We start from the raw sequence: 16,178 nt of genomic DNA on the forward strand, positions 1-16,178 counted from the left end.
CTTTCAATAGACAAGGATGTCTGGATGCAACTCACCCTGTTAAACGACTCGGGCAAATTCGATGGGCTCGATGACACCATTAGGCATGTCTTTGCCGAGACGGCGCACAAATTGAATGCCTTGTTCGATCTCTCCCAACTGGATGTCACCTTCAGCCCTTTTGCCGAGGGGGATGCTCCCGACTCGGGTATCGGTGGCTGGGCCATCAACATGTATCGGATAGAACTCCAGCTTGATCTGGAACGGCCTGATATCAAAGAGGTGATCATCACCGAATTGCCTGCCGTGCTGGCCCACGAAGTCCACCATATAGTGCAAAAGAAGAACAAGGTGGAAGCAGAAACACTGGCCGAAAACCTGATTTTTGAAGGGCTGGCCTGCTACTTTGAGCAGAGGTTCAATGGCGGCACACTCCCCTCGCTGTTCAAGGAGTCTCATCACCATGACTGGCAATCGCTCCTGGCAGAGATGACGCCCCATCTATCCAGCAAGCAGTTCAACTTTTTAGACTTTTTCTACTGCCGTGATAACCGGCCATTTCCCAAATATGCCGGTTACTGGGTGGGGTTCAATCTGGTGGCCAACTATCTGGCCAAAAATGGCCTGAATGAAATAGAGGTCATGGGCCTGCCCGCCGAGGCGTATTTCAATTAACACGCCTTCACACTGTTCATGGCTATCACAGAGCCCAAACCCGGAGAGAAGATCATGATCCCCATTCGCTGCAAGGCCGTCTCCGGCGTTGCCCTTACCACTGTCGATGGCGAAAACAAATTGCTGGTGATGAAACGGGTCAAGGGGGGCTTCTGGTGCCATGTGGCGGGCACGGTGGAGGCGGGTGAAACCGGCTGGCAGACCATTATTCGGGAGTTTGGCGAAGAGACGGGGCTCAGGGTCACCGAACTCTACAACGGCCAGTATCTGGAGCAGTTCTACGAGGCGAGCTTGAATACGGTGGAGGTGGTACCGGTCTTTGTGGTCTATTGCCCGCCCAATCAGGCGGTGACCCTCAACGATGAGCACACCGAATACCGCTGGTGTTCCCTGGCCGAAGCCAAGGCGCTGGTGAGTTTCCCCGGCCAGAAGGCGCTCTACGACCATATCTGGCACCATTTTGTCGACAATGCTCCCTCTCCCCTGATGCGGGTCGATATCTGCTGACCGCGCACGGCTTCCCCCTGTAAATGCAACACGCCCCCGGATGGGGGCGTGTTGTATCTCAAGCCAGCCAAGCGCTTTTGTTAGACCAAGCAGATGGCCTACGGCCGCTCGCCAGCGGCCAGACGGCGGTTGATATCGGCGATAACCGGGGCGATGTCGGCAAGGGTATCAATCACATAGTGTGCCCCCGCCGCCCGCAGTTTGGCCTCGGCCGGTGCGCGCCGGGCGGCGATCTCCGCCTCGCTCATGGCGGCAAACTCGTCCCAGGTGGCACCAAACTCGTTGCCGGAGACAGACAGCCCCACCGTCCACATGCCCGCGTTAAGCCCTTCGCTGATACCCGGCACGGCGTCATCCACCTTGATGCAGCGATGCACCGCACTCACTCCGAGCTCAATCACGTTGGCCAGCGCCATCCAGGGGCCGGGGCGACCACCAGCCTTGAGATCGTCGGTGGCGACCCAGTGATCCGGGCGGTAGCCGTGATCGGCCGCAGCAGGTACCAGCGCCTCCATCACCGGACGGGGATAACCGGAGCAGGAGCCGATTTTCATCCCCTGCACCCGCAGAGCGTCCAACACAGGCAGCACACCGGGGATGGGGGCGGCAAAGCGGGTCACGGCGGCAATCTGCAGCGGCATAAAGGTGTGATAAATGTGGTCCACCTCGGCGTGGCTCATGGGGTGGCCAAAGCGGGCCTGCCAGCGTGCATCCACCGAGGGCAGACGGCCCAGCGCGGCGATATGATCCCACTTGCCAAGGCCCATGGGCTGGCGTGCCTCATCCAGAGTAACGGGGAAGTCATAGGCGCGGGCGAAGGCCTCGACGAAGATGGAGGTGGGGGCGAAGGAGCCGAAATCGACGACGGTGCCGGCCCAGTCGAGGATCAGCGCCTCCACGTCGGTGGCCGGCTGGATGGCAATTTGCAAGTCAGTCATGGTGATGTTCCTGTTTCGGTGAAAGTGCGATCTCGCCAAGGGCGCGATCGAGAATGGTGATGGCCCGCACCAGATCGGCGCGAGCGATATTGAGCGGCGGCGAGAGCTGGATGACATTGCCCTGAGAGACCTTGAAGCTGAGCCCCAGCTCCAGACAGCGGTAAAGCAGCCGCTCGGCGGCCTGGCTATTGCGGGTGCGACTCTGGTGATCGACCACCAGATCGAGCGCCCAGAGCATACCGATACCGCGAACCTGCCCGATCAGCGGGTGACGCTCGGCAAGCGCCGCGAGCTCGCGCGCCATAAAGCGGCCATCCTCCTGCGCTTTTGCCAACAATCCCGCTTCTCGGATTGTCTCTATAGTGGCGAGGGCCGCCGCGCAGCCGATAGGGCTCTTCTCGTGGGTGTAGTGACCGAGCGAGATGGCTGCGGCCTGATTGAAACGGTCGCGGGTGATAAGCGCCGCAAACGGCACCACCCCGCCTCCCAACCCCTTGCCCAGACAGATGATGTCCGGTTCGATGCCGAACGCTTCGAAGCTGAACCAGTGGCCAGTGCGGCCCAGGGCATTGGGGATCTCGTCGACGATCAGCAGCACCTTGTGGCGATCACAGATCTCCCGCACCCGCTGCCAGTAGGCCTTCGAGGGCACCTGTACATCGGTGTTGCGGATCGGCTCGGCGATAAAGGCGCCGATCCCCCCCTCCTTCTCGATGACGTACTCCAGATAATCGGCGTAGTGCAGGTCATCCCCCTCCCCGCGATACCAGACACCGCGATAGCGGGTGGGGGGCGGGATGCGCTCCACTCCGGCCATCAGCGGGCCCATACCGGCGCGAAAACAGGCTTCACCGCCGACTGAGATGGCATCAAGGGAGGCGCCGTGAAAGGCATCCCACAGGGACACCACCTTGCTGTTGCCGGTAATGAAGCGGGCAAGCTTCAGGGCAATCCCCACCACCTCGCTGCCGCCGGGGGCGAACAGCACCCGGTTAAGATCGCCGGGAGCCAGTTCAGCCAGGGTGCGGGCGCAGTCGATGGCAACCTGATGGGTGTAGCGGCGGGGCGCGAACGGCAGATCGGCGAGTTGCTGCTGCATCGCGGCTACCACCCTGGGGTGACCGTGGCCCAGTTGATGGACGCTGTTGCCGTGAAAATCGAGGTAACGCTTGCCCGATACGCTGGTCAACCAGCTCCCCTGCGCGCGCTCAAGCAGATCGAGACAGGGGGTGGAGAGGGCCTGATGGAGAAAGTAGCGGCTATCCTCCGCCAATCCGGCCCGTACATCTTCGCTCTGGCCCGCCCACCAACGCGCCCGCCCCTCGCCGAGGTTGATATCCCCTTCGCTGTCGGCACGGCCGCTGCCGTGCAGCTTATGGTCATGCAAATCGCGGCCACGCAGATCGCAACCCTGAACCGGCATGCTGGTCATCACTCGTCCCCTTGCCAGTAGCAGGCGCTGGCCATGGCGGCGAGCAGATCGCGCATCTGCTCCGGGGTCACATCGCCGATATTACCGATACGGAAGCAATCGGCCTGGGAGACCTTGCCCGGATAGATGACAAAGCCCTGCGCCTTGAGCCGCTGGTAGAAGTCGGCGAAGCGGTAGTCAGGGTGGGTCGGAGAGTAGAAGGCGGTGATGATGGGGGATTGCCACTGTTCTGGCAGCAGCGGCGCAAAGCCGAGAGCGGCCATCCCCGCCACCAGCGTGCGCTGGTTCTCGCGGTAGCGCTGATGGCGGGCGGCAATGCCCCCCTCTTCGTCCAGCTCGCGCAGGGCCTGGGCAAAGGCAAGCACGGTATGGGTGGGCGAGGTAAAGCGCCACTTGCCCCCCTGCTGCTCCATGGTCTGCCACTGGGCATGCAGGTCGAGGGAGACCGAGCGGGCGCGACCGGCGCAGGCCGCCAGCGCGGCGCGGCGAGCGATGACGAAGCCAAAACCCGGCACCCCCTGAATGCACTTGTTGGCCGAGCTGATGAGAAACTCGATGCCAAGGCGCCCCATGTCGATGGGGATACCGCCAAAGCTGCTCATGGCATCGACAATCAGGCGGATGCCGCGGCGCTGGCAGAGCTCAGCCACCTCCTCAAGGGGGTTGAGCATGCCGGTGGTGGTCTCGCAGTGCACCATGGCCAGATGGGTGATCTCGGGGTGGCGCGCCAGCATCGCCTCGATAGCGGCGGGCTCCGGGCGGGTGGTCTCGCCGCAGTCCAGCTCATGGTGACGCAGGCCAAGACAGCGGGCCATCTCCCCCATGCGGGCACCGTAGGCGCCGTTGTTGATGATCAGCAGACACTCATCGCTACCTATCGCCGAGCCCAGCACGCTCTCCACCACATAGCTGCCACTTCCCTGCAGCAGCACGGCGCTGTAGTCACTTTCATATTCAGGGCCAGTTGCAAGCCGCACCAGCTCGCGGCGGATGGGCTCCACCACCCCCTGGTTGTAGTCCGCATCCCAGGTACAGCTGTCTTGCAGCATGGCGGCACGCACCGTGGCTGTGGTCGAGAGGGGGCCCGGGGTCAGCAGCAGGTAATCGACGGCGGCGGGGGTCGCAGGAATATGGGTCATGACTTCGCTCCTTTTTGGTATATACCAGAATGAGCGCATTGTGGGTAACTCCCCCGCCAAGGTCAAAGGGGTGGCGCTACGTGCAACAAAAAATTCATTTTCAACGCCGGGTTCGCGATAATCTAGGAAGCCTGAACAGCAGGGGGCGCACTGGTATCTACCAACGCATGTTGATGTCGCCGTTTAACCACCGGGCAGATGACCTGCCCTGTGCCCAGCCGATTGCCCAACTCATTGCACAACTTATTGCGCAATTTATTGTAAAAATAGGGATTTTCATGAGCAAACCGCAATATCTGCAGATCAAGGATGCCCTCGCCAACCAGATCCTGGCGGGGGGGCTGGCCCCCAACGACAAGCTCCCCTCCGAGCGGCTGCTGGGGGAACTCTATGGCACCACAAGGGTCACCATTCGCGAGGCACTGGTGCAGCTGGAGGCAAACGGCCTCATCTATCGGGAGGATCGCCGCGGCTGGTTTGTCACCCCGCCGCGCTTTCGCTTGAACCCCAGACGCACCTCCAACTTTCACCAGATAGTGCGGGAGCAAGGGGGCGAGCCGCGCACCGAGCTGCTGGAGAAAAGCCGCCAGGCAGTGCCGCCCGCGTTGATGGCGCAGTTGCAGCTCAAGCCGTTCGACAGCCTGTTTCTGCTCAAGCGACTGCGCTACGCCAACGGGCGCGCCATCTGCTACTGCGAGAACCACTGCCTGCCTGAACGAGTACCCGGCCTGCTGGAGCTGGATCTCGACGGCAGTCTGACCGAGATCTACCACGCCCATTACGATCTTCATTACGCCCGCATGCAGGTGCGCTTCTTCCCCACCGCCCTGCCGGACGAGGTGGCCAAGGCGCTGGGAGCAACCGCCGGTCTGCCCGCCCTGCGCCTCGAGCGACTCAACTTCGATCAGCACGGCCGGGTGCTCGACTTCGATCTGGAGTACTGGCGCCACGACAGTCTGGAGATCGAGGTGGATACCCAGGATTAGTCACAGACAAATCAGGAACGGCAAAACGTCACGGGGCTGTCACGGTCACGTCATAAAGATCCCCTAGCCTCTCTCTCGACCAATCTGGTTTATACCAAGCCAATTTAACTGGAGAAGAGGATGAAACAGGGAACCCATCTGCTGGCCGCCGCCGTGCTGGCTGCCATGACCGCCCCGGCACTGGCCGCGACCGATCTCACCGTCTACACCGCCTTCGAACCGGAGCAGCTCAACGAGCTGAAAACCGCGTTCGAACGCCAGCATCCGGATATCAACATCAAGTGGGTGCGTGACTCCACCGGTGTGGTCACCGCCCGCTTGCTGGCAGAAAAAGCCCAGCCCAAAGCAGATGTGGTATGGGGACTGGCCGCCACCAGCCTGATGCAGCTCGATCAGCAGCAGATGCTCAATGCCTATGCACCGAAAGGGCTGGATAAGCTCGACAGCCGCTTTCGCGACAGCAAGGCCGAGCCGCACTGGATCGGTCTGGACGCCTTCTTCAGCGCAATCTGCTTCAACAAGGTAGAGGCGGAAAAACAGGGGATCCCGGCCCCCACCAGTTGGGCCGACCTCACCAAGCCCATCTACAAGGGCAAGGTGATCATGCCCAACCCCAGCTCCTCCGGCACCGGTTACCTGAGCGTCGCTGGCTGGCTGCAGACCATGGGCGAGCAGCAGGGCTGGCAATTTATGAACGGCCTGCACCAGAACATCGACCGTTACACCCACTCGGGCTCCGCCCCCTGCAAGCTGGCCGCCAGCGGCGAGACGGTGATCGGTATCTCCTTCGACTTCCCGGCTACCAACCTCAAGGCCAAGGGTGCCCCCATCGAGGTGGTATTCCCGAAAGAGGGTTCGGGCTGGGATATGGAAGCTGCCGCCATCATCAAGGGCACCCCCAAGCTGGAAGCCGCCAAACAGCTGCTCGACTTTGCCGCCACCGAACAGGCCAACGCCCTCTACAACAAGTCGTTCGCCGTGGTCGCCATCCCCGATGTAGCCCAACCTAGAGCGGGTTACCCCGCCAATATCAAAGGCCAGATGATCGACAACGACTTTAGCTGGGCAGCCCGCGAGCGTAACGCCATCCTGGCCCAGTGGAGCGCCAGCTTCGACGGCAAGACCGAAGCCAAACAGTAAGCGTGAAGGGCGGCGGTTTGTTCACGCCAGACACACCGCTGCCAATAAACTGCCAGTCGAAGGCCAACAGCTGTTGGCCTTCGCTTTTTGGTTTTAACTTCCCGAGTTTGCATTGCCTTCAATTAGCGATGCTTAGTCCATTCGCACAGTGCCCAGCCACTTGCTGGCGACCCGATGTCATTTGACTGTCATCAAGCTGTCATCCCCCGATCACCTGACCGTCACACTTCACCCGCAAACTGGTATATACCAAATCAGTAGCGAGTCGAACCATGACCCAGCCCTATCTGGACATTCAACATCTCAACAAGCAGTTCGGTGCTTTTCAGGCCCTCAAGGGGATCTCTCTGACCATTGAGCCGGGGGAGTTTATCTGCTTTCTCGGCCCCTCCGGCTGCGGTAAAACCACCTTGCTCAGAGCCATCGCCGGGCTGGATCTGCCGGACAGCGGCGAGATCTGGCAAGGGGGGCGCAATATCTCCCGGCTGCCGCCCCAGCAGCGCGACTTTGGCATCGTGTTTCAGTCCTACGCCCTCTTCCCCAACCTGACGGTGGCCCAGAACATCGCCTTCGGCCTTGAGAATCAGGGGTTGGCGCGGGATCTCATCAAGGAACGGGTCGATCACTGGCTGGGGCTGGTGGATCTCACTGCCCAGTCCCACAAATACCCGAGCCAGATCTCCGGCGGCCAGCAGCAGCGGGTGGCGCTGGCCCGGGCGCTCGCCCTCTCCCCCGGCCTGCTGTTGCTGGACGAACCGCTCAGCGCGCTGGATGCGCTGGTGCGCACCCATCTTCGCAGCGAGATCCGCGCCCTGCAGCAGCGCCTTGGCATCACCACCATCATGGTGACCCACGATCAGGAAGAGGCGCTGACCATGGCCGATCGCATCGTGGTGATGGAGGGCGGCCGCATCGTGCAGATAGGCACCCCGCAGGAGATCTACCACCAGCCTGCCAGCCGTTTCGTGGCAAGCTTTGTCGGCACCATGAACTTCCTCGAGACCCTGGTTCTGAGCCCCACTCAGGTGCGCCTCAACGAACAACCGCTGCAACTCGCCAATCAGGCCGCGGCCGGCAGCAAATTGCAGGTGGCGATCCGCCCCGAGGCAATCACCCTGAGTGCGCCGAGCGAGCCGTATCTTGGCCAACATGGCGTTGAAGCAACCATCGATCAGGTGGAGTTTCTCGGCGCCGCTCAGCGCCTTATCTGCACCGCCGACACCTATCTGGGCCCGCAGCAGATCCTGGTGGAGCGCCCGACCCACGAGCTACCCCGCCACGAACAGGGTGACTGGCGCAGCGGCATGCGCTGCTCGCTGCACTGGCCCGCTGGAGCGATGCAGCTGTTTGAAGGAGAGCGCCCATGACAGCCCCCCTTGCGACCTCTTCCCTGTTGCCGCCAGCGACAGCCCGCCAAGACTCTCGCTGGCAGCGGCTCTGTCGCGGCTGGAGCCGGGATCAGCTGCTGCAACTGATCCTGCTTGCGCTCGGCATCACCCTGCTCACCGGCGGTCTGCTGCTACCGCTGCTCACCATGCTGCAAAAGAGTCTGCAGGATGAGAACGGCCTCTGGATAGGCCTTGCCAACTTCAGCGCCTACTTCGACTCCCCTCATCTGGGGCGCACCATCGGCAACACCCTCTGGCTCGGAGTGCTGATCACCACGCTGGTGGTGACCATCGCCTTTGGCTACGCCTATGCCCTCACCCGCACCTGCATGCCGGGCAAGCCCCTGTTTCGCCTCATCGGTTTGATCCCGCTGTTGATGCCCTCCCTGTTGCCCGCCATCAGTCTGGTCTACTGGTTTGGCAATCAGGGGATCGCCAAGGGGCTGCTCGGCGGCGAGAGCATCTACGGCCCCATCGGCATCGTCATCGGTCTGGGCTTCTGGTGCTTCCCCCACGCCCTGATGATCCTTATCACTGCGCTCGGTCAGAGCGACGCCCGCCTCTATGAAGCCTCCCGGGTGCTCGGCAGCAGCGGCTGGCGCACCTTTGTCACCGTCACCCTGCCTACCGCTCGCTACGGTCTTTTGAGCGCCGCCATCGCCGTCTTCACCCTCACCATCTGCGACTTCGGGGTGGCCAAGGTGATTGGCGGCCAGTACAGCGTGCTGGCCACCGATATCTACCGGCAGGTGATCGGGATGCAGAACTTCTCGCTGGGCGCCGTTGCCAGCGTCACCCTGCTGCTGCCGGCGCTGTTGAGCTTTGCCCTGGAGCACAGAGTGCGCAGCAAGATGCAGGAGCAGAGCAGCACCAAGGCGGTGCCCTATCAGCCCAAACCCCATCGGCTGCGGGATCTGCTGGCGCTCGGCTGGTGTACCCTCTGGGCCCTGCTGTTTCTGGCGCTGGTGGGGATGGCGGTTTACGGCTCCCTGGTGCAGTTCTGGCCCTACAACCTCGGGCTGACGCTGGATCACTACGCCTTTGACGGCAACAGCGTCTATGGCTGGCAGCCCTTTACCAACACCTTGCAGCTGGGCCTCTATACCGCGCTGATCGGCACCGTGCTGGTGATGGTGCTGGCCTGGGCGCAGGAGAAGGGGCGCCACTTCGCGCCGCTGCGCCAGCTGCTGCATCTGCTCGCCATGCTGTCGCTGGCAGTACCCGGCATGGTGCTGGGGCTGGGTTACATCTTCTTTTTCAACGGCAATCCGCTCTTTGGCACTCTCTATGGCACTCTGCCGCTGATGGTGCTCTCCTGCGTCATCCACTACTACACGGTGGGCCATATGACGGCGTTGACCAGCCTGAAACAACTGCCCAAGGAGCTGGAGCTGGTGGCCATCTCATTGCGCATTCCGCTCTGGAAGGCATTCTGGCGAGTCACCCTGCCCGCCTCCCTGCCCGCACTGCTGGAGATCTTCATTTACCTGTTCGTCAACGCCATGACCACCACCTCGGCGGTGATCTTCCTCTACTCGAGCGACAGCGTGCTCGCCTCCATCGCCGTGCTCAATATGGAGGATTCCGGCGATACCGCCGCGGCCGCCGCCATGGCCACCCTGATCCTGCTGGCCGCCGCCACCGTCAAGCTGCTCCAGCTCTTTTTAAGTCGCGCCCTGCTGGATCGCACCCAGCGCTGGCGCCACCCATAACCTTATCGAGGAGTCATCATGTCCACTCTCCCCTTCTGGCTGGCCGAGGCGCTCGCCGCCGAACATCCCGCGCCCCCCATCCCCCTGGTCGGCCACCACGAGGCCGATATCTGCATCGTCGGTGGCGGCTTTACCGGGCTGTGGAGCGCCATCGCCCTTAAACAGGCCGAGCCACACTTGCGCATCATGGTGCTGGAAAAAGATCGCTGCGGCAGCGGCGCCTCCGGGCGCAACGGCGGCTGCCTGCTCACCTGGTCGGCCAAGTATTTGACGTTAAAGCGCCTCTTTAGCGAAAAGCAGGCCGCCTGGCTGGTGCAAAGATCCGAACAGGCGGTGCACGAGATCGCCCGCTTCTGCGCAGCTCACAACATAGAGGCACAGCTGAGGGTCGAGGGCACCTGCTACACCGCCACCAGCGAGGCCCAGCGCGGCCTGATGGAGCCGGTATTGCAGGAACTCAAGCGAGCCGACCTTAACCAGTGGCAGGCGATTGCAGAGGGTGAACTGGCGAGCCAGAGCGGTTCCCACGTTCATCTGGAGGGGCTCTACAGCCCCCACGCGGGCTCGGTGCAACCGGCGCTCTTGGTACGCGGCCTGCTGCGGGTGGCGCGGGAGCTGGGGGTCGAGGTCTATGAACACTCCCCCATGCAGCGCCTTGAGGCGGGCCAGCCTGCGCGGGTACAGACACCGCAAGGTGAGGTGCATGCCCGCAAAGTGGTGCTGGCCCTCAACAGCGCTATGGTGCAGCACTTTCGCGAGTTTCGCCGCAGTATAGTGCTGGTCTCCTCCGATATGGTGATAACCGACCCAGCGCCGGATGCACTGGCCGCCCAGCAGCTTGAACACGGCCGCTCCGTGGTGGATGGCCGCACCTTCGTCCACTACTACCGCTCCACCCCGCAAGGGCGGCTGATGCTGGGCAAAGGGGGCAACACCTTCGCCTTTGCCAACCGCCATCTGGCCGAGTTCGATGCCCCCAGCCGTTATCTTGCCCCCCTCACCCGCACCCTGCGCCGCTTCTTTCCGGCGCTCAAAGAGGTACCCATCGCCGCCAGCTGGTGTGGCGCCTCCGACCGCTCAGTAGATGGCCTCCCCTTCTTCGGCCACTGGCGAGGGCAGCCCAATATCGTCTATGGCCTCGGCTATTCCGGCAACGGGGTGGCGCAGAGCTGGATCGGCGGCCAGATCCTGGCGGCTTTGGTGCGCGATGAAGTGCGGGAGGAGGACAAGCCGTGGCGCGACTGCGCGCTGGTCAGCGGCCCGCGTGGCTACTTCCCGCCCGAGCCATTTCGCTGGCTGGGGGCCATGGCGGTGCGCAACGCCATCCGGCGCAAAGAGCGGGCAGAAGATGAAAACAGCCCGGTGGCCTGGTATGACAAACAGCTGGCCAAACTTGCCGATGCCGCGGGCAAGGCGGATAAATAGCCCGGCGATAGAGGGCAACCATTTCCCATACTGTTTCGCCCCACCCCCTATTTCTTGAAACTGCCGACCCTAGGGTCGGCATTTTTACAGGTGAAATCTGAGGGGACATTATCGCCAAGCGTGATCAGCTGATGGTCCCAGCGGCGGCAGGATTGAGATAGCGTGATTTGTAGGTTGGCGCAGAGCGTAGCGAAGCCCAACATACGAGATTCATAGGTCAGGGGCAGGTTATAAAACGATAATCTGATTGTAGATGTGATAGCCAAGATAGATGTTCCAAATCTCCTCGCATGATCTAAAAACAATCAACCATTGATATTCACAACCATAAAAAATAAACTACTTCTACACCAACCACCTTAACCAATATTTAAAATGGATTTAAAATGCCACAAAGAATTATTTTATTAATGACATTGCTAATGCTGGTGGGCATCAGTATAAGTCTTTTCATTTCACCTGAAATATCCAACAACCACAACTCTATTTTTGACCTATTAAGAATAGGAATGAAAAATATACCCGCATGGTTTGGTGCTATTGCAGGAATATTTGGGTCGACACTTTTATCCTATTTTTATGCATTGGACAAACAGAAGCGTGACGATTTAAAAAAAGAACATGAAAAAAATATAGAAAATGCGTCAAAAATATTAATAACGATCGCGGGTTGTATAGAGCAATTGAAGTCCATTAAACATGTATATATGAGAAAAATTGAAAATCAAACTAGTATACAACGCTCCTTTAGATCAATGAACTTAGTACACGGAGAACTAACAGCAGTATCTATTGATGCTGCATCTCTTAGCTTTTTAGTGAAACCAAAAGAAAAAGCTGTCTTTCAGCTCACAGCAAGCAATCCGGTTTTTATTCAAACAGCAATTGGTCAATATAATGATATATTAGCTCTAATGAAAGAAAAAAAAGCCATGAGTGATCGATTAATCACTACATTATATGAAAGTAAAGGTGACTCTCAATCATTCAATCTTAGCTTTGAACCAAGTTATTTTTTGGGGAAAAAGACATTCCATGACATAATGAATTTCATTAGGCTCTCGGAGTGCTTTTTTAAAACCGTAGATGAAAGCATAGACACACTATCATCTATAGCAATAGATTTGTCTAGAGAAATGAAGTTGTATGTGAAGGAGCATAATCTCACAGAGACATTTTTATCTTACGAAAATGAAAGCCATATATTTGCAAGACCACCACAAATAGATGTAGAAAAAGAAATTGAAGCCTTGATCAACCGCTGTATGTATAGGGGGGATAATTTTAACATAGAAAATTGGCCTATATTTACAGCTAGCACATTAAAATAACGCGCATTTTATTTATACTTATTAAATATATAATAAGTATAAATAAAATGCCGCCCATCGGGCGGCATTTTTATTAGAGATAACGGGCTAACGGGAATTACCAGCCGGTGACTTCGCGCAGGGCCTTGCCGATATCGGCCAGGGAGCGGACGGTTTTCACGCCAGCATCTTCCAGCGCGGCAAACTTCTCGGCGGCGGTACCCTTGCCACCGGAGATGATGGCGCCAGCGTGGCCCATCCGCTTGCCGGGAGGGGCAGTAACACCGGCGATATAAGATACGACCGGCTTGGTGACGTGGGCCTTGATATAGGCGGCCGCGTCTTCCTCGGCGTTGCCGCCGATCTCGCCGATCATCACGATCGCTTCGGTCTGCGGGTCGTTCTGGAACATCTCCAGAATGTCGATAAAGTTGGAGCCTGGGATGGGGTCGCCACCGATACCGACGCAGGTGGACTGGCCAAAGCCCTCGTCAGTGGTCTGCTTGACCGCTTCGTAGGTCAGGGTGCCGGAGCGGGAGACGATACCCACCTTGCCCGGCTTGTGAATGTGGCCCGGCATGATGCCGATCTTGCACTCACCCGGGGTGATCACACCCGGGCAGTTGGGGCCGATCATCCGCACACCGGTCTCTTGCAGCTTCACTTTGACGTCCAGCATATCCAGAGTCGGGATGCCTTCGGTGATGGTGACGATGAGCTTGATGCCCGCGTCGATCGCTTCCAGGATGGCATCCTTGCAGAACGGCGCCGGAACATAGATGACGGAAGCAGTAGCGCCGGTCGCTTCAACCGCGTCACGGGCGGTGTTGAACACCGGCAGGCCCAGATGGGTGGTGCCGCCCTTGCCCGGGGAGACGCCGCCCACCAGCTGGGTGCCATAGGAGAGCGCCTGCTCGGAGTGGAAAGTACCCTGACCGCCGGTAAAGCCCTGGCAGATGACTCGGGTGTCCTTGTTGATCAGTACGCTCATCAGTTGGCCTCCGCTGCTTTGACGACTTGCTGCGCGGCATCGGTCAGACTCTTGGCCGCAATGATGTTGAGGCCGCTCTCGGCCAGCTTGATACCACCCAGCTCGGCGTTGTTGCCTTCCAGACGGACCACGACGGGCACCTTGACCCCCACTTCCTTGACCGCACCTATGATGCCTTCCGCGATCATGTCGCAGCGCACGATGCCGCCAAAGATGTTGACCAGCACAGCTTTGACGTTGCTGTCGGAGAGGATGATCTTGAACGCCTCGGTTACGCGCTCCTTGGTGGCGCCGCCGCCGACGTCAAGGAAGTTGGCCGGCTTGCCGCCGTGCAGGTTGACGATGTCCATGGTGCCCATGGCCAGACCCGCGCCGTTGACCATGCAGCCGATGTTGCCATCGAGGGCCACATAGTTGAGCTCCCACTGGGCGGCGTGCGCTTCGCGGGGGTCATCTTGTGACGGGTCGTGCATCTCGCGCAGCTTGGGCTGACGATACAATGCGTTGGCGTCGATGTTGATCTTGCCATCCAGGCAGTGCAGGTTGCCCTGCGCGGTGATCACCAGCGGGTTGATCTCCAGCAGCGCGAAATCGCAGTCGAGGAACATCTGGCCCAGACCCATGAAGATCTTGGTGAACTGTTTGATCTGATCGCCGACCAGACCCAGTTTGAAGGCCAGTTCGCGAGCCTGATAGGCCTGCGGACCCACCAGCGGGTCGATGGCCGCCTTGTGGATCAGATGGGGGGTTTCGTGGGCGATCTTCTCGATATCCACGCCACCTTCGGTCGAGGCCATGAAGACCACGCGGCGCGAACCACGGTCAACTACGGCGCCCAGGTAGAGCTCTTTGGCGATGTCGGTGCAAGATTCCACCAGGATCTTGGTGACCGGCTGGCCGTTGGCGTCGGTCTGGTAGGTCACCAGATTTTTGCCAAGCCAGTTCTGGGCGAAGGCACGGATCTCATCCTTGCTCTTGGCCACTTTCACGCCGCCCGCTTTACCGCGGCCACCGGCGTGTACCTGGCATTTGACGACCCAGGTATTGCCGCCAATCTTGTCGGCCGCTTCGGCTGCTTCTTGTGGGGTAGCACAGGCATAACCTTCGGAGACCGGCAGGCCATACTCGGCAAACAGCTGTTTTGCCTGATATTCATGCAGATTCATAGATGCTCTATCCGTGTTGTAGGTATTTCCGTCCGGGGCTGGTGTTTCTCAATCCCCTGTGAATGGGGGCCTGGGCGGCCCCTCGTTATCTTTCAATCGCTCGGGTATTACTCAAACGTCCAGCAGCACATTCGGCTCGGGGCGCAAACCCCTTGCCCGGGTGCCACGGGCTTAGACGTCCAGCAACAGACGGGTCGGGTCTTCCAGCAGCTCCTTGACGGAGACCAGGAAGCCTACCGATTCGCGTCCGTCGATGAGACGGTGATCGTAGGAGAGCGCCAGATACATCATCGGCAGGATCTCGACCTTTCCGTCAACGGCCATCGGGCGATCCTGGATCTTGTGCATGCCCAGAATGGCGCTCTGGGGCGGGTTGATGATCGGGGTAGACATCAGGGAGCCGAACACGCCACCGTTGGTGATGGTGAAGTTGCCGCCAGTCAGTTCATCCACAGTCAGCTTGCCGTCACGGCCCTTGCCCGCCAGATCCTTGATGGCCTTCTCGATGTCGGCCAGGCTCATGTTGTCGCAGTCGCGCAGTACCGGCGTCACCAAACCACGGGGGGTAGAGACGGCGATGCTGACGTCGAAGTAGTTGTGGTAAACCACGTCATCACCATCGAGCGCCGCGTTTACTTCCGGATAGCGCTTGAGGGACTCCACCACCGCCTTCACGTAGAAGGACATGAAGCCGAGCTTGATGCCGTGCTTCTTCTCGAAGATCTCGCCGTACTGCTTGCGCAGATCCATGATGGGCTTCATGTTGACCTCGTTGAAGGTGGTCAGCATGGCGGTAGTGTTTTTCGCTTCCAGCAGACGCTCGGCAATGCGCTTGCGTAGACGGGTCATCGGTACCCGCTTGTCGGTACGACCACCCAGCGGGGAAACCTTGGCTGCCGGGGCTGCAGTTTCGACCGGTGCGGCTGCCGCAGGCTGGCTCTTGGCCTTGATGAAGGCTTCCACATCATCCTTGGTGATGCGACCACCCTTGCCGGTACCGGTCAGCTTGGTCACGTCGATATCGTGCTCACCAATCAGGCGGCGCACCGAGGGGCTCAGGCCATCGGCGCCATCATCGACAACCGCTTCGGCCGGCTTCTCTTTGGTCTCTTCACCGGCCACGGCAGCCGCCTTGATGGTGGCGATCAGCTGGCGGGAGAGGACGGTCGCCCCCTCTGCCTGCAGGATGTCGCCCAGCACGCCAGCTTGCGGTGCCGGCACTTCCAGCACCACCTTGTCGGTTTCGATGTCGACCAGCACTTCATCACGGGCAACCAGATCACCCGGCTTCTTGTGCCAGGTGGCAATGGTGGCATCCGCCACTGATTCCGGCAGGTCCGGTACCTTGATCTCGATAGTCATCTAATCAGTTCCTTGTTACTTCTTGTTC

Annotated in this window: 14 protein-coding genes; 8 read left to right on the forward strand and 6 right to left on the reverse strand. The window is 59.7% G+C overall.

From position 1 onward, the window contains the following. The first annotated feature begins 24 nt into the window (after window positions 1-24). Both NOM06_RS08665 and NOM06_RS08670 read left to right on the forward strand, forming a co-directional pair. Entirely contained in the window at window positions 25-654 is a 630-nt protein-coding gene (locus NOM06_RS08665) for a DUF2268 domain-containing putative Zn-dependent protease (protein ID WP_043824168.1), read from the forward strand. A 54-nt stretch (window positions 655-708) separates the two neighbouring features. Then, window positions 709-1,161 carry an NUDIX pyrophosphatase gene (locus NOM06_RS08670; RefSeq protein ID WP_255911120.1) on the forward strand — a complete coding sequence of 151 codons (453 nt, stop codon included), beginning with the start codon at window positions 709-711 and terminating at the stop codon, window positions 1,159-1,161. A 98-nt stretch (window positions 1,162-1,259) separates the two neighbouring features. Here NOM06_RS08670 and phnX read toward each other — a convergent pair whose 3' ends face one another. Genes phnX through phnW form a run of 3 tightly spaced genes read right to left on the reverse strand, consistent with a single transcriptional unit; the run spans window position 1,260 to window position 4,670 of the window. Beyond that, window positions 1,260-2,099: a phosphonoacetaldehyde hydrolase gene (gene phnX / locus NOM06_RS08675; protein WP_255911122.1), complete on the reverse strand. Its 840-nt coding sequence runs from the start codon at window positions 2,097-2,099 to the stop codon at window positions 1,260-1,262. Beyond that, window positions 2,092-3,531: an aspartate aminotransferase family protein gene (locus tag NOM06_RS08680; protein WP_255911124.1), complete on the reverse strand. Its 1,440-nt coding sequence runs from the start codon at window positions 3,529-3,531 to the stop codon at window positions 2,092-2,094. The genes phnX and NOM06_RS08680 overlap by 8 nt, the downstream gene beginning before the upstream one ends. After that, complete coding sequence (gene phnW / locus NOM06_RS08685) at window positions 3,531-4,670, reverse strand: 2-aminoethylphosphonate--pyruvate transaminase (protein ID WP_255911126.1); 1,140 nt, start codon at window positions 4,668-4,670, stop codon at window positions 3,531-3,533. Before phnW ends, NOM06_RS08680 begins: the two co-directional genes overlap by 1 nt. Before the next feature lie 278 nt (window positions 4,671-4,948). On the opposite strand from phnW, the gene phnR reads away from it, so the two are divergent. From phnR to NOM06_RS08715, 6 genes are all read left to right on the forward strand, one after another. Next, window positions 4,949-5,656, forward strand: coding sequence for a phosphonate utilization transcriptional regulator PhnR (gene phnR, locus NOM06_RS08690; protein ID WP_255911128.1), 708 nt, complete (start codon window positions 4,949-4,951; stop codon window positions 5,654-5,656). 120 nt (window positions 5,657-5,776) lie between these two features. Next, window positions 5,777-6,796: a putative 2-aminoethylphosphonate ABC transporter substrate-binding protein gene (locus NOM06_RS08695; RefSeq protein WP_255911130.1), complete on the forward strand. Its 1,020-nt coding sequence runs from the start codon at window positions 5,777-5,779 to the stop codon at window positions 6,794-6,796. Window positions 6,797-7,068: 272 nt separating this feature from the next. Continuing rightward, window positions 7,069-8,163, forward strand: coding sequence for a putative 2-aminoethylphosphonate ABC transporter ATP-binding protein (locus tag NOM06_RS08700; protein ID WP_255911133.1), 1,095 nt, complete (start codon window positions 7,069-7,071; stop codon window positions 8,161-8,163). Continuing rightward, complete coding sequence (locus NOM06_RS08705; protein WP_255911135.1) at window positions 8,160-9,896, forward strand: putative 2-aminoethylphosphonate ABC transporter permease subunit; 1,737 nt, start codon at window positions 8,160-8,162, stop codon at window positions 9,894-9,896. The genes NOM06_RS08700 and NOM06_RS08705 overlap by 4 nt, the downstream gene beginning before the upstream one ends. Before the next feature lie 18 nt (window positions 9,897-9,914). Continuing rightward, complete coding sequence (locus NOM06_RS08710) at window positions 9,915-11,321, forward strand: FAD-dependent oxidoreductase (RefSeq protein ID WP_255911137.1); 1,407 nt, start codon at window positions 9,915-9,917, stop codon at window positions 11,319-11,321. A 386-nt stretch (window positions 11,322-11,707) separates the two neighbouring features. Beyond that, on the forward strand, window positions 11,708-12,652 hold the full coding sequence (locus NOM06_RS08715; RefSeq protein WP_255911139.1) for a hypothetical protein: 945 nt from the start codon (window positions 11,708-11,710) through the stop codon (window positions 12,650-12,652). Between the two features lie 97 nt (window positions 12,653-12,749). Here the strand turns inward: NOM06_RS08715 and sucD are convergent, their stop codons facing one another. From sucD to odhB, 3 genes are all read right to left on the reverse strand, one after another. Then, entirely contained in the window at window positions 12,750-13,622 is an 873-nt protein-coding gene (gene sucD / locus NOM06_RS08720) for a succinate--CoA ligase subunit alpha (protein WP_255911141.1), read from the reverse strand. Beyond that, entirely contained in the window at window positions 13,622-14,788 is a 1,167-nt protein-coding gene (gene sucC / locus NOM06_RS08725) for an ADP-forming succinate--CoA ligase subunit beta (protein WP_005361097.1), read from the reverse strand. Before sucC ends, sucD begins: the two co-directional genes overlap by 1 nt. Before the next feature lie 171 nt (window positions 14,789-14,959). Then, window positions 14,960-16,150 (reverse strand): 2-oxoglutarate dehydrogenase complex dihydrolipoyllysine-residue succinyltransferase, encoded by a 1,191-nt coding sequence (gene odhB / locus NOM06_RS08730; RefSeq protein ID WP_255911144.1) that lies wholly within the window; start codon window positions 16,148-16,150, stop codon window positions 14,960-14,962. Window positions 16,151-16,178 lie beyond the last annotated feature (28 nt).

It is taken from the genome of Aeromonas sp. JL9, assembly GCF_024436075.1.
GTDB lineage: Bacteria > Pseudomonadota > Gammaproteobacteria > Enterobacterales > Aeromonadaceae > Aeromonas > Aeromonas veronii.

Bases quoted from the DNA above. Each gene is read 5' to 3' on its own strand.
- odhB (WP_255911144.1), bottom strand. From the start codon at position 16,150: ATGACTATCGAGATCAAGGTACCGGACCTGCCGGAATCAGTGGCGGAT.
- NOM06_RS08670 (WP_255911120.1), top strand. From the start codon at position 709: ATGATCCCCATTCGCTGCAAGGCCGTCTCCGGCGTTGCCCTTACCACT.
- NOM06_RS08695 (WP_255911130.1), top strand. From the start codon at position 5,777: ATGAAACAGGGAACCCATCTGCTGGCCGCCGCCGTGCTGGCTGCCATG.
- sucC (WP_005361097.1), bottom strand. From the start codon at position 14,788: ATGAATCTGCATGAATATCAGGCAAAACAGCTGTTTGCCGAGTATGGC.
- NOM06_RS08665 (WP_043824168.1), top strand. From the start codon at position 25: ATGCAACTCACCCTGTTAAACGACTCGGGCAAATTCGATGGGCTCGAT.
- phnW (WP_255911126.1), bottom strand. From the start codon at position 4,670: ATGACCCATATTCCTGCGACCCCCGCCGCCGTCGATTACCTGCTGCTG.
- NOM06_RS08700 (WP_255911133.1), top strand. From the start codon at position 7,069: ATGACCCAGCCCTATCTGGACATTCAACATCTCAACAAGCAGTTCGGT.
- NOM06_RS08710 (WP_255911137.1), top strand. From the start codon at position 9,915: ATGTCCACTCTCCCCTTCTGGCTGGCCGAGGCGCTCGCCGCCGAACAT.
- sucD (WP_255911141.1), bottom strand. From the start codon at position 13,622: ATGAGCGTACTGATCAACAAGGACACCCGAGTCATCTGCCAGGGCTTT.
- NOM06_RS08705 (WP_255911135.1), top strand. From the start codon at position 8,160: ATGACAGCCCCCCTTGCGACCTCTTCCCTGTTGCCGCCAGCGACAGCC.
- NOM06_RS08715 (WP_255911139.1), top strand. From the start codon at position 11,708: ATGCCACAAAGAATTATTTTATTAATGACATTGCTAATGCTGGTGGGC.
- phnR (WP_255911128.1), top strand. From the start codon at position 4,949: ATGAGCAAACCGCAATATCTGCAGATCAAGGATGCCCTCGCCAACCAG.
- phnX (WP_255911122.1), bottom strand. From the start codon at position 2,099: ATGACTGACTTGCAAATTGCCATCCAGCCGGCCACCGACGTGGAGGCG.
- NOM06_RS08680 (WP_255911124.1), bottom strand. From the start codon at position 3,531: ATGACCAGCATGCCGGTTCAGGGTTGCGATCTGCGTGGCCGCGATTTG.